Raw genomic sequence first — 13,499 nt, forward strand, 5'->3', positions numbered from 1 at the left:
ATAAATTACGTATATGGAAACAAAACTACAATCCAAACAGCAATATCCGCGGTTTATCCAAAATAAACCGTGTGGTATTGACAAATTCGATGGAGGTTCGCAAGAAAGGTTGGCAAAAACTATTGCTCGCCATTTTTGTCAGAATGATTCATTGGATGAGGAATGTACTTTACCTCGAATTATCGGCATCGAAGGTATTTGGGGATCTGGAAAATCCAACGTGGTTAAAATGTTGGAACGTGAATTATCAGACGACTATTACTTTTTTGAGTATGACGCATGGGGACATCAAGAGGACTTGCAACGCCGCTCTATATTGGAATTGCTTACAAGCAAACTTATTGATGATGGTATCCTATCTGGAAATGCAACAATAAAAGTCAAAGGTGGAGGTACGAAAACCGTATCATGGTCTGAAAAGCTGAAATATTTATTAGCCCGTAAAACGGAGACCGTAACCGAAAAATATCCCCTTATCAGTAATGGTATGGTTGCGGCATTTTTGGTTGCAGTTTTAACTCCGATATTTACATTTATTGCGTATGCAGTAAAACCTACACCCACAACATGGTGGTTTTCTTTATTGTCTATTATCATAGCTGCACTGCCAGTTCTTATTGCATTGTGCGTTTGGAAATGGGCATATAGCAAAGATCATAAATATGGATGGAGTTATATGTTAGCTATTTATCAAGATAAAGTCGAAAAGGACGTTTGCTATGAGACTTTGAGCGAAGACGAACCAACGGTTTACGAGTTCAAAACATGGATGCAAGACATTTCTGATTTTATCAAGGAAAAAGGACAACGTAAATTAGTCCTTGTTTTTGACAACATGGATCGTCTCCCCGCTGAAAAAGTAAAAGAATTATGGTCTTCTATCCATACGTTCTTCGCCGATAGCGGTTTTGAAAATGTTTGGGCTGTTATTCCTTTCGATGAAACACATTTAGCTTGTGCATTCGGAGATGAGACCGACGAACAAACGAAACAACTGACCAAGTATTTTATCAATAAAACTTTCCCTATTGTTTATCGTGTTGCTCCTCCTGTTATTACCGACTATCGAAGTATATTCAACAAACTGTTTGTTGAAGCATTTGGAGAAACAGAAAATGAAGCGAAAGAAACTATAAATCGGATATTCAGATTGGTAAATCCTAATGCCAATGTTAGGGAAATTATATCATATATCAATGAGATGGTCGCTCTTAAACAAGAGTGGTGTAACGAAATTTTGATGATAAACATAGCATTGTTCTGTTTGAAGAAGACGGATATTCTGGCAAATCCAGTAGAACAAATATTGTCCGGCGACTATCTGAATGGCATTCAAACAATAATTAACAATGATCTGCAAACACAACGCGAAATTGCAGCTTTGGTATATGGTGTCGATGTTGAAGATGCTCGACAAATTCCATTGAAAAAATATATTGAAGGCTGCATCAACGGAGAAGAAGACCACGACATAAATCAATATGCAGAGACTAATAAACAATTTGACACTGTATTAGAAGAAGTTATACAATGTATGGACAATGCGCTTATCGATAAGATTATACATTGTTTGCATAAATTAACTCGAAAGAGCGATGTTATTCTGCGTGTATGGCAAAGAATAGCACAATTGAAATTAAAAGAATCCATAGAGAAGCAGGTGTTCCCTGTCGAATACCAAGAACTGCTGTTGCATTTAGACACGGAAAGCCAAAACCATGTGATTGCTCAATTATATAAGAAGATAGTTCGGTTCAATGACTTCAATGGCGGCGACTATTTCAAAACGTTAGATGCAATAGACAGGTTTATTGCGCAAAATAAGTTGGCGTGCGATTTTACGTCATTGATTGAAGCAAAAACAGTCAAGCCAAATACATTTATCGATTATATTCAAGCTGCAAATGCAACAGATGCTGCCTATCGGGATAACGCGACAACTAAAGCATATAAATATTATCAAGTAGCAACAAATTCGGAGGCGCTCGATAATTATTTGGCAAACTTACTACCCGATAATTTCGACCATGCAGATATTGTAAAAACGTTAAAAGATAATTCTACCTATACGTTTCCAACGCTTTTGCAAGCGATCACGAATTGCATTGATGAACAGAATGTAAATAAAGATAATATAGGGGCTATATTTACAACCTATCGTTTATTGGCATCTGACGAAGAAAGACCTTTACCTGTAACGTTAGATTCAACCTACATAAATCAGTTGCATTCTGAATTAGAAACTGATGGCCGAAACATTAAAGAGTCTGGATATTACGATTTAGTCGCCATGCAATTGGCACATGGTCATTCCGTTTCCTTAATAGAGGGTGGAGATATAAAATATGTTGCAGAACTCATGGACTATTATGTGGATCATGGAGACTTATTAGTAAATAGTGTGGGATGGAATATACCGCTATTAAATGAAACACTACAATACATGGTAAATCATAAACTTGGCTATAAATTATTGCTCTCAGACATATTGCCCCAATTTGAAGATATTAAGAACAGAATAGGTGTAACGGATGAGGTATTTATCGAGCATTTAGCAGAGTGGAATACCGATTTGGATAAGTATATCACTAAGAACAATATTAAAGATGTAATTCCTGACGCATCTTTTTACGATTTGACCACTAAAATAAGCAATGTCCTGACCGATCATATCAATAAAATAGCGTTCGAAGCGTTGTCTGAAATAAGTGTTGATACATTATACGCCCAAAGAACAGCACATACATCATATTATTGGTTTGTCGCAATAAAACATTTACTGGCTAAAATCAAATCCTTGCCAGATAACTTGACTGAATTTGGCAAAAAGATTCTGATGGATATTGCTTCTGGAACTCAAAGTTTGAATCCTTTCCCTAATTGTTTCAAGAATATAGTTGAAAGATTGGATAAACGAAAAATTAAATCGACAGTTACCGATATAAGAAATGATTTCTGCATCGGTAAAAAGACTATCAATGCAATAAAGTTTCAATTTTTCGAAACATGGCTTAGATCGCATGGTAATTTGAAAAGTCAAGCTGGAGACGTTATTGATAAAATAGTGAAACCTGTAATTTCCGATGGGGCATGCCGTTCATTGATTCTGCAAAACAAAGATTTTTATATGGATTTAATAAATACAGCAGGGGATGATGCTTATGAATTGAAAAAGAGTCTCCGAAACCTCATACAAAAAGATTCAGATCCGCAATTGGTTAAATTTGTCAATTCGATAGATTCAGTACCTGAGGTTGAAACCGCGTAAGTATTTGTCTAACAAGTCCGAATTTTACGATTTTACCCGTCAGAACTGAAGTGCCCCCCAAAAAAATTGTATCCAACTTTTGGGGGTCACTTCAAACTTCGATAGGGATAATTTTCAATTTTGGGGACTTGTTAGACAGTCTCATTATCTGGTAGCAGTTTACACAGCACCGGATCGTTTTTGATACGCTCCAGTTCCTCCTGCACAATCTGCTTCACCTCTTCCTTGATGCGCCGGTAGTTCGCCTGCACCGTTTCCTTCATGCGGTCGTTGCCGTCCTCGTCCGTGAAGTTTGTAATGACGGGAATTTTCTTGTAGGCACTTTCTTCCCGTTTCACCTTTTCGGCATCCACCACAATCTCGCAATGAAAAATCTTCTGCTCGATACGCTCGTTGAAGTTGTCGGATACAGAACCGACAAACATTCCCTGCGTAAGCCCGGAAATCTTACTCGGTGGAATGAGCGCGTCCATCTGCGTGTTGATGGAGGTGGAAACATCCTGCCGGTTGATGGAGATGGACTGCCGTTTCTGCAACACCTTACCGAACCGCTCGGAGAGCGTCTTGGCTGTTTCCCCCACCACCTGACCGGAGAAAATATTGCCGACAGTGTTCATCACCACTTTCGCCTCTTTGTCCCCGTAGTCACGCACTAACTGGCTGAAATCCTGAAAGCCCAGACACACGGCAACCTTGTTGCTTCGGGCGGTAGCTATAAGATTGTCCAACCCTTTGAAGTATATTGTGGGCAACTCGTCGATGATGACCGATGACTTCAGCATCCCCTTCTTGTTGATGAGCTTCACGATACGGGAATTATACAGACCGAGTGCCGCACCGTAGATATTCTGACGGTCGGGATTGTTACCCACGCAGAGGATTTTCGGCTCTTCGGGATTGTTGATGTCCAGCGTAAACTCGCTGTCTGACATCACCCAGTAGAGCTGCGGTGAAATCATCCTCGAAAGCGGGATTTTTGCCGACGCTATCTGACCCATGAGCTGCTCCGCAGCCCCTCCAAGCCACGCATCCATGAACGGCGAAAGGTAGTTCTCCAGCTCCGGATAAGAGGTCAGTATCGGAAATATATCCTCGTAACGGCGGTTCAGAAACTCGATAGCATGGGGAAACGTGCAAAACTTCCCGTTCTGATAGATTTTGAGATACCAGATAATACTGGCAAACAGAATGATAGGTGACTCCACGAAGAAGTCGCCCTGCTTTTGCACCCACGTTTTATTGAGGTTGAGCATTATTGTGTAGGCACTCTCATAGGCATCCGTAATATCTTCCATAAAATCCGGGTGAATGGGATTGCACCGATGAGAGCGTCGCGGGTCGTCGAAGTTGATCACATAGAACTTCGGCTTTACCTTGTAGCCGTCCGGGTGGTTCAGCAAATGGTTGTAGGCAATAGTAGATAGGTCGGGATACTTGAAATCGTAGATGTATTGACTAAAGCCCTTTTCAATCTGTTGCTTGATAAAATTGTTTACCACGGCATAGGACTTGCCGCTGCCCGGCGTACCCAACACGATGGACGCACGGAAGGGATTAACTACATTGATCCAACCGTTGTTCCAGCGTTTCCTGTAATAGAAACGTGTCGGCAGATTGACCGAATACTCGCTTTCGATAAGCCTCGTTTCCTGCATGAAACTCTCGTTCTCGTTGTTGAAAACATCCTCCATCAAATTGTGTTTCAACAGGCGGCTCATCCACAGACCACCCATCAACAGGCAGACATAGCCCGTTCCAATGGTAAGGACATACAGTCCCGTCACCGCTTCAAGCGGCAGCGGCAGGGGCAGCAACCACCAGTTCAGGAAAAACAGCACGAACCCGACGGCAAATGCTGTCCAGATTCTCCCCCAAGTGATTTTCTCACCCTTGACACCCTTCGTACCCAGACAGGACAAGGCAAGCAAAAGGACGGAAAACAGCTTCGTGTAGAGAATGGAATGGAACAGCCCCGCCGTGCGGTCGAAGTTCAGAAGGATTTTGTCCACCACGCCGATGTTCACGCCCCACAGCCGGATGGCTTCGTAGCAGAACCAGTACACGTTCATGACCACTAAAATGATACTCACGGCACGCAGAAAATCCATGATTTTCGCCAATGCCCTCAAATCGTCTTCTTGTTGTGACATACATTGATTTTTTAATTGTTGATACTCTGATTACATACCCAAGCCCTTGCGTTTTTTCTTCTTTTTGCGCTTCATCGCCCGGATGAAAGCCTCTTCCTCGGCATCTACCGCCGGACCTTCGGGAGTGAGCAAGCCCATACCGCCCGATATATCTTCACTGTCGTAGGCGGTCTGCCCGTGTGCCTTGTCCGCAGCATCCACAGGGATGGATAGCGGTATCGGCGGTTGTCCGGCGTATGGCAGGGTGAAGTGTTCCTGCAAGGCATTCGCCGAAAGCTCCTTACCCATGCGCGAACCGTTCAGCACGCATCCCGTGCGGTGGTCGATGAAGGTAGCCCCATAGATGCGCCCTTCCTCTGTGTAGCGCAGTACGGTGTCGATGCCCTTCTCTTTGAGTTGGGATACAAATTTGTCCTTGTCATAAGTGCCTTGCAGCACGGAAAGGACGGTGCGTTTCGTCATGTCTGCCAGTTTCCTATCCTTGATTTCCGATTTGGAACGGACAAACTTCTTCTGTACGGCTTCATAGCCTGCGGACTTCCCGAAAAGCGAGGATTTGAACGGGTTGCCCACCTTGTTACCCTTGTCGTCCGTGACGGAATAGACCAGCCCGTGATACTCCCGTCCGCGCACGTTGCCCCTCGCTTCCTCCACCGTCATATTATATAAGGAAAGGAGCGCACGGTATTCGCCCATCGTCTGGAAACGGTACTGCCCATTCAGAGCCTTCACGGTGTTGCCTACCTGCTTCTTCACATCACCTGCCGATGCGGCCACCTTGCGCAACGGATTATCCAATCTCTGATTTTTACGTTCTGCCGGATGCAATCCGTACTTCTGTTCCAGTTCCCTGCGGATACGGTCGCTGCGGCGGTAGAGAAAATCCCGGTTGAGCCTTTTCCCGTTCTCGTCCACGTTGACCGTCACGATGTGCAGGTGGTGGCGGTCGATGTCCTCGTGCTTGAATACAAGATAAGGCTGGTTTCCGAAACCGAGTTTTTCCAGATACTCGCGGGCGATATTCTGCAACTCAATATCGGTCAGCACATCCTCCGGGTGCGGGTTGAGAGAGATATGCACCACCGGCTTCTCGATCTTCATCTGCGGTGGCAGGAAGGTGAGAAAACCCTCCATCGCCTTGCCTATGTCCACCGTTCCCGAACCGTCATTGTAGATGCGGTTGGTGGTGAGAAGCCGCCCCTGCGCCTCGTTAATCTTCTCCCCGTTGTAGGCAATCGCGCCGTACAACGAACTTCCTACACTGATTTTTGCGACCATTTTGCCTCCATTTCCCTTGAAAGTTCCACAATCCGGCGGCTCAGTTTCACGAGTTCGACGGTGTGTTGCTCTAATTTGTAGAGCAACGCCATCGCCTTTTTCTCTGAAAAATGCAGCCTCAGTTCCTTCACGACTTGGTTGTAATTCGTACCCACGGCACGGAATTGTGCATGAAAATCCGACAGTTTGGTGTAATAGTCCACCAACGTCTTGTCCACCTTCAGCACCTTGAACGGTTGCCCGAAGAAGTGCGCTTTGAGGAAAACAGACCGTGCATAGACACCCGATTTTCCGAACATGGCGAGGAAACGGTTGTGTTCCTCCTCGTTGAAACGGACGGTGTACCGGTACACCGCCGGATCAAGTTTGGGATTTCTCCCTGATTTGCTTTTCCTTTTCTCTTTCATATTACTTTGGATTTAGCGGATTGACGGCATAAGCCGCCGCTTCGGATTACAGCACCGCAGTTCTGAAAGGCTTCCCGACTTCGGAGGGAAAGCCCGCCCCCTGCAAGGGCAAGTGCTTTTCGTGGCTGCTCAAAATATTTTGAGCGGCTGAAAAGACATCTTGCTATGTTCAGGTGAACATAAAAATCCGTCAGGGGACGGATTGGGAAAATACCTTTCAGGACTCCGGGCCGCGCGTCATCGGCGAACCCTGCTGTCCGGGTGCAAAGTTACGCCCTTAAAGCGGTATCGGACAGATGCTTGACCCGGTCAATGACTGCCAACCGGCGCAACGTGCCGCCACTTGCCGGAGAAGTGATACAGGTTCCAAAATATACTTGTTTATTTGCAGCATGATTCAAGAAACGAACGATTTGAAGATATGATAAACGGAACATTCAAATACCCGGAAATCCGCTTCTTCGGATACTTGCCGAAACGGATACCCGAACCGTCGGAAACCCGGTTCTCCGACAATTCGGTGACGTATGGATTCAATGACTTCATGACGCAATGTCGTCAATCACCATTTGTCCGACGCACCGCTTCACCACAGAACCGGATACGCGACGACCCGCCTGCGTGTGTAGTCACGGAAGCGGATGGTGCGACAGCCAAATCCGTATGGAAACAGAAAAACAAATCATCAACAATTAAAATAAATGGAACTATGAGTAAGGAAATCTTCGTTGCATTCGCAACACAGAAAGGTGGCATCGGCAAATCCACTGTCACGGCACTTGCCGCCAGCTACCTGCACAACGTGAAAGGCTACAATGTCGCCGTCGTGGACTGCGACGACCCGCAGCACAGCATCCACGGGCTGCGCGAACACGAAATGGGGCTTATCGACAGCAGCACCTACTTCAAGGCTCTCGCTTGCGACCATTTCCGCCGGATCAAAAAGAACGCCTACACCATCGTCAAAAGCAATGCGGTGAACGCCCTCGACGATGCCGAGAGGATGATTGCCACTGAGGACGTGAAACCCGACGTGGTGTTCTTCGACATGCCCGGCACACTCCGAAGCAACGGCGTGATAAAGACGCTCTCGCAGATGGACTACATTTTCACTCCGCTGAGTGCCGACCGCTTTGTCGTGGAGAGTACCCTGAAATTCGTCACGATGTTCCGCGACAGGCTGATGACTACCGGACAGGCGAAAACAAAGGGGCTGCATCTGTTCTGGACGATGGTGGACGGCAGGGAGAGGAACGACTTGTACGGCATCTACGAGGAAGTGATAGCCGAAATGGGCTTTCCGGTACTTTCCACCCGCTTGCCCGACAGCAAGAAGTTCCGCCGTGACCTTTCGGAAGAGCGCAAGAGCGTTTTCCGCTCCACCATCTTCCCGATGGACACGGCACTGCTGAAAGGGAGTGGCATCCGGGAGTTTTCCGAAGAGATAAGCGACATCATCAGACCGCAGTGAGCATGGGCAGCAGGAAAGTGAACACGGAAGGCATCGACGAGGAACTGCTGTTAGCCTCCATCGGGCGGCGCACACAGGACGGGACACTGCGCCCCGCACAGGAAGTACCCGCAGCTGCACCGACCGAAGAGGACACCGCCGCACCGGAACCATCTCCTGTGCAACCCGTAACACGGGAAAAAGCGCAGAGGGAAAGTGGACGCCGGAAAAGGCAGGACGAGGACTACAACGAGCTATTCCTGCGCCGCAACGAGATAAAGACCCGCCAATGTGTCTATATCAGCCGTGACGTCCACGGCAAGATCCTCAGAATCGTGAACGACATCGCCGGAGGGGAAATCTCAGTAGGCGGATATGTGGATACCGTGCTGCGCCAGCATCTGGAACAGCACAAGGAGAGAATCAACGAACTGTACAAGAAACAACGTGAAGATCTGATTTGAAAATGGAAAAAGAAATGACACCGAATGAAAAAAGACCACAGCAAGACTGCGGAGGTATGTTTACCCAAGTGCAGGCGAGTGTGGAAATACTGTCGCCTGTCCCGGTAAGCGGCAAATGCAGTGAGAAGGACTATGAACGCCTGTTCATCCGCGACCCGGAAGTAAAGGCACGTGAGGGGAAGATGGCGTATGTGCGCCCGGAGTACCACGAGCGTATCATGCGTATCACCCGTGTAATCGGGCATGACCGGCTTACGCTGTCCGCTTACATCGACCATGTGCTGACGCACCACTTCAACCAGTGCGAAGATGCGATAAAGAGCCTTTATGCCCGAAATTACAATTCAGTATTCTAACCAAAAACGGAAGGATATGAATTACACAATCAGCATGACAGACATTCTGCTGGCGGTATCGGTCGGCTGCAACCTCTGGTTCCTGTTCCTGCTCCTTTACGAGCGCATCATGGACACGCGGATTGTCCGCTTCTTCAAGGGCATTGTCGGATTATGGCGGTCACTGGACGGGAATGAGGCTAAACGCATAGCGGCACACGAGGAAGTCCCTGCGGAAAAGGCGGACATCATCGGCAAGAGCCGTTTCAGGATGGCATCCACCCGGACAACCGCTGCCATACCGACGCAAGAAGCCGCCACTATTGAAAAAGGCATTGAGCTGTCGGAGGAAGAGGCTACTTTTGACGACGGAAAAACGGGAAACGCATCCCGCCCGGCACAAGTCCCGGAGGAAAAACTCGATGAGACCTTCACGAGCATACCGCCGGAGGAACTGGGATACGGGGACGACGAACCGGAAGAGGACGCCTCGGACACGCCACGGGCTTCGGGCAGCAGCTTTGACGAGATTGACGACGCCTGCAAGACCGCCAAAAACCCGGACGCGACACAGGCGGAACGTGAAAAGGCGGCTAAGGTGTTCACCGACATGGAGGGCACGGAGTTGTACGAGAAAATGATGGAAGGCTCTTCGGAGATAGGCATCCGCATCAAGGGGCTTATCGAGATTCGGCTGAAGAAATCTGAAAAGGAGTTCGTCGTGCCGGACAACATCGAGGAGTTCGACATTCGCAACTATGTATGACAACAATAAAAGAAATGAACATGAAAGAATGACATCAACCCACGCGGCGAGGAAACGCAAGGCGCATCCCCATCCGCAACGGACACGCCCACGTCCGTGGAAACAAACGGGCATCCACTAAAACCAAAGTAAAGAAACAAAGTATCAACCGCCCGACAAAGGACCATCCACCCTTTTGACGGCAAAAAACAAGAACAGTTTATGAACAAGAACATCTTGAAAAACAGAAAAGCAATCCTCTCCGCGGCACTTGTCATCGCCGCAACCGCCTCCGCTTTCGCGCAGGGAAACGGCATCGCGGGCATCAACGAAGCCACCTCTATGGTGAGTTCTTATTTCGACCCCGGAACTAAACTGATATACGCCATCGGTGCAGTCGTCGGGCTTATCGGGGGCGTAAAAGTGTACGGCAAGTTTTCATCGGGCGACCCCGACACCAGCAAGACAGCCGCCTCGTGGTTCGGCGCGTGCATCTTCCTGATTGTTGCCGCCACCATCCTGCGCTCATTCTTCCTTTAATAAATAATGTATGGCTGAATACCCAATCAACAAGGGTATCGGCCGTCCGGTAGAGTTCAAGGGCTTGAAGGCACAGTACCTCTTCATCTTCTGCGGAGGTCTGCTGGCTCTCTTCGTCCTGTTCGTCATCCTCTACATGGTCGGTATCGACCAGTGGATATGTATCGGCTTCGGCGCGGCATCGTCCTCCCTCCTTGTATGGCAGACCTTCGCGCTGAACGCCCGGTACGGTGAACACGGGCTGATGAAATTAGGAGCGGCACGGAGCCATCCCCGATACCTTATCAACCGGCGGCGGATAACCCGTCTGTTCAAACGACAACGAAAGGAAGAAAGACAATGAGGAATACATCGAAAATGACAACACTGGAAAACAGGTTCCCACTTTTAGCGGTGGAGCATGGCTGCATCATCTCAAAGGACGCCGACATCACGGTGGCTTTCGAGGTGGAACTACCGGAACTTTACACCGTGACGGGTGCGGAGTACGAGGCGATACACAGTTGCTGGTGCAAGGCTATCAAGGTGCTGCCGGACTACTCCGTCGTCCACAAACAGGACTGGTTCATCAAGGAACGCTACAAACCGGAGCTTCAGAAGGACGACATGAGCTTTTTAAGCCGCTCTTTCGAGCGTCACTTCAACGAGCGTCCGTACCTGAAACACACCTGCTACCTCTACCTGACCAAGACAACAAAGGAGCGTAACCGGATGCAGAGCAATTTCAGCACGCTGTGCCGGGGACATATCATCCCGAAGGAGCTGGACAGGGAAACCACGACCAAGTTCTTGGAAGCCTGCGAACAGTTCGAGCGCATCATGAACGACAGCGGGCTTGTCAGGCTGCGCCGCCTCTCCACCGATGAGATTGTGGGTACTGAGGGAAAGACGGGACTTATTGAACGCTACTTCTCGCTCATGCCGGAAGGTGACACCACCTTGCAGGACATCGAGCTTTCGGCAAGGGAGATGCGCATCGGCGACAACCGCCTGTGTCTGCACACCCTCTCCGACGCGGAAGACCTGCCGGGCAAGGTGGCTACCGACACCCGTTACGAGAAGCTCTCCACCGACCGGAGTGACTGCCGACTGTCATTCGCCTCCCCGGTGGGGCTTCTGCTCTCCTGCAACCATATCTACAACCAGTATGTGCTGATAGACAACAGTGAGGAAACCTTGCAGAAGTTCGAGAAGTCCGCCCGTAACATGCAGTCGCTATCTCGCTATTCAAGGAGCAACAGCATCAACCGCGAGTGGATAGACCAATACCTGAACGAAGCCCATTCCTACGGACTGACCTCGGTACGGGCACACTTCAACGTCATGGCGTGGAGCGACGATGCGGAGGAACTGAAGCATATCAAGAACGACGTGGGCAGCCAGTTGGCAAGCATGGAATGCGTGCCGCGCCACAACACCATCGACTGCCCGACACTCTACTGGGCGGCGATACCCGGCAATGCGGCGGACTTCCCGGCGGAAGAGAGTTTCCACACCTTCATCGAACAGGCGGTGTGCCTGTTCACAGAGGAAACCAACTACCGCAGCTCGCTCTCGCCCTTCGGCATCAAGATGGTGGACAGGCTCACGGGAAAACCGCTGCACCTTGACATCTCCGACCTGCCCATGAAGCGAGGTATCACGACCAACCGCAACAAGTTCGTGCTGGGTCCTTCGGGCAGCGGCAAGTCTTTCTTCATGAACCACCTCGTGCGCCAATATTATGAGCAAGGCGCACATGTGGTATTGGTGGACACGGGAAACTCCTATCAGGGCTTGTGCGGCATGATCCGACGCAAGACAGGCGGAGCGGACGGTGTGTATTTCACCTACACGGAAGATAAGCCCATCAGCTTCAACCCGTTCTACACCGACGATTACATCTTCGACGTGGAGAAGAAGGACAGCATCAAGACCCTGTTGCTGACGCTCTGGAAGTCGGAGGACGACAAGGTGACAAAGACGGAGAGCGGCGAGCTGGGCAGTGCCGTGAGTGCCTATATTGAGCGCATCCAATCCGACCGTAGCATCGTGCCGTCGTTCAACACCTTCTACGAGTATATGCGTGACGACTACCGCAAGGAACTGGCACAGCGTGACATCAAGGTGGAGAAGTCCGACTTCAACATCGACAACATGCTCACCACCATGCGGCAGTATTACCGGGGCGGGCGTTACGATTTCCTGCTCAACTCCACGGAGAACATCGACCTGCTCGGCAAGCGGTTCATCGTCTTCGAGATAGATTCGATTAAAGAAAACCGCGAACTGTTCCCCGTCGTGACCATCATCATCATGGAAGCCTTCATCAACAAGATGCGGCGGCTGAAAGGCGTGCGGAAACAGCTTATCGTGGAAGAGGCTTGGAAGGCCCTCTCATCGGCGAACATGGCTGAATATCTGCGCTATATGTATAAGACGGTCAGAAAATATTACGGCGAGGCAATCGTGGTGACGCAGGAGGTGGACGACATTATCAGTTCTCCGGTGGTCAAAGAGAGCATTATCAACAACTCGGATTGTAAAATCCTGCTTGACCAAAGGAAATATATGAACAAGTTCGACCAGATACAGGCGTTGCTCGGACTGACGGAAAAGGAGAAGTCGCAGATACTCTCCATCAACATGGCGAACAACCCTTCACGGCTCTACAAGGAGGTGTGGATAGGCTTGGGCGGCACGCAGTCGGCGGTCTATGCCACGGAGGTCAGCGCGGAAGAGTATCTGGCGTACACCACCGAGGAAACGGAAAAAGTGGAGGTTTACCGTCTGGCGGAGAAGCTGGGCGACGACATCGAAGCCGCCATCCGGCAGCTTGCCGAAAGGCGGAGAAACAAGGAATAACTAAAAAACAGAATGTAT

The 13,499-nt window shown here is 48.8% G+C and carries 12 protein-coding genes; 8 read left to right on the forward strand and 4 right to left on the reverse strand.

From position 1 onward, the window contains the following. Nucleotides 1-13: 13 nt before the first annotated feature. Nucleotides 14-3,268, forward strand: coding sequence for a P-loop NTPase fold protein (locus tag GKD17_RS21145; protein ID WP_004291481.1), 3,255 nt, complete (start codon nucleotides 14-16; stop codon nucleotides 3,266-3,268). A gap of 131 nt (nucleotides 3,269-3,399) precedes the next feature. Here the strand turns inward: GKD17_RS21145 and mobC are convergent, their stop codons facing one another. The 4 genes from mobC to GKD17_RS23505 all read right to left on the reverse strand — a co-directional run bounded on the left by mobC (nucleotide 3,400) and on the right by GKD17_RS23505 (nucleotide 7,649). Further along, nucleotides 3,400-5,418 carry a conjugal transfer protein MobC gene (mobC, locus tag GKD17_RS21150; protein WP_004291482.1) on the reverse strand — a complete coding sequence of 673 codons (2,019 nt, stop codon included), beginning with the start codon at nucleotides 5,416-5,418 and terminating at the stop codon, nucleotides 3,400-3,402. 30 nt (nucleotides 5,419-5,448) lie between these two features. Continuing rightward, nucleotides 5,449-6,696 carry a conjugal transfer protein MobB gene (mobB, locus tag GKD17_RS21155; protein ID WP_004291483.1) on the reverse strand — a complete coding sequence of 416 codons (1,248 nt, stop codon included), beginning with the start codon at nucleotides 6,694-6,696 and terminating at the stop codon, nucleotides 5,449-5,451. Next, nucleotides 6,675-7,103 (reverse strand): conjugal transfer protein MobA, encoded by a 429-nt coding sequence (gene mobA, locus GKD17_RS21160; protein WP_004291488.1) that lies wholly within the window; start codon nucleotides 7,101-7,103, stop codon nucleotides 6,675-6,677. The genes mobB and mobA overlap by 22 nt, the downstream gene beginning before the upstream one ends. 381 nt (nucleotides 7,104-7,484) lie before the next feature. Beyond that, nucleotides 7,485-7,649 (reverse strand): hypothetical protein, encoded by a 165-nt coding sequence (locus GKD17_RS23505; RefSeq protein ID WP_196029218.1) that lies wholly within the window; start codon nucleotides 7,647-7,649, stop codon nucleotides 7,485-7,487. Here GKD17_RS23505 and GKD17_RS21165 point away from each other — a divergent pair. The 7 genes from GKD17_RS21165 to GKD17_RS21195 all read left to right on the forward strand — a co-directional run bounded on the left by GKD17_RS21165 (nucleotide 7,648) and on the right by GKD17_RS21195 (nucleotide 13,481). After that, complete coding sequence (locus GKD17_RS21165) at nucleotides 7,648-8,574, forward strand: ParA family protein (RefSeq protein ID WP_005783105.1); 927 nt, start codon at nucleotides 7,648-7,650, stop codon at nucleotides 8,572-8,574. The two genes, GKD17_RS23505 and GKD17_RS21165, sit on opposite strands and share 2 nt — an antisense overlap. Nucleotides 8,575-8,576: 2 nt before the next feature. Beyond that, nucleotides 8,577-9,017, forward strand: coding sequence for a DUF3408 domain-containing protein (locus GKD17_RS21170; protein ID WP_004291503.1), 441 nt, complete (start codon nucleotides 8,577-8,579; stop codon nucleotides 9,015-9,017). 2 nt (nucleotides 9,018-9,019) lie between these two features. Continuing rightward, nucleotides 9,020-9,373: a DUF3408 domain-containing protein gene (locus tag GKD17_RS21175; RefSeq protein WP_004291505.1), complete on the forward strand. Its 354-nt coding sequence runs from the start codon at nucleotides 9,020-9,022 to the stop codon at nucleotides 9,371-9,373. A 16-nt stretch (nucleotides 9,374-9,389) separates the two neighbouring features. After that, entirely contained in the window at nucleotides 9,390-10,118 is a 729-nt protein-coding gene (locus GKD17_RS21180) for a hypothetical protein (protein ID WP_004304280.1), read from the forward strand. Between the two features lie 201 nt (nucleotides 10,119-10,319). Beyond that, a complete protein-coding gene (locus tag GKD17_RS21185; RefSeq protein WP_002560983.1) occupies nucleotides 10,320-10,637 on the forward strand; it encodes a DUF4134 domain-containing protein in 318 nt (105 codons plus the stop codon). 10 nt (nucleotides 10,638-10,647) lie between these two features. Further along, nucleotides 10,648-10,980 carry a DUF4133 domain-containing protein gene (locus GKD17_RS21190; protein WP_004291514.1) on the forward strand — a complete coding sequence of 111 codons (333 nt, stop codon included), beginning with the start codon at nucleotides 10,648-10,650 and terminating at the stop codon, nucleotides 10,978-10,980. After that, nucleotides 10,977-13,481, forward strand: a complete 2,505-nt coding sequence (locus tag GKD17_RS21195; RefSeq protein ID WP_004291515.1) for a TraG family conjugative transposon ATPase — start codon at nucleotides 10,977-10,979, stop codon at nucleotides 13,479-13,481. The genes GKD17_RS21190 and GKD17_RS21195 overlap by 4 nt, the downstream gene beginning before the upstream one ends. Nucleotides 13,482-13,499: the final 18 nt, after the last annotated feature.

Source organism: Phocaeicola dorei (genome assembly GCF_013009555.1).
In the GTDB taxonomy this organism is placed as follows: domain Bacteria; phylum Bacteroidota; class Bacteroidia; order Bacteroidales; family Bacteroidaceae; genus Phocaeicola; species Phocaeicola dorei.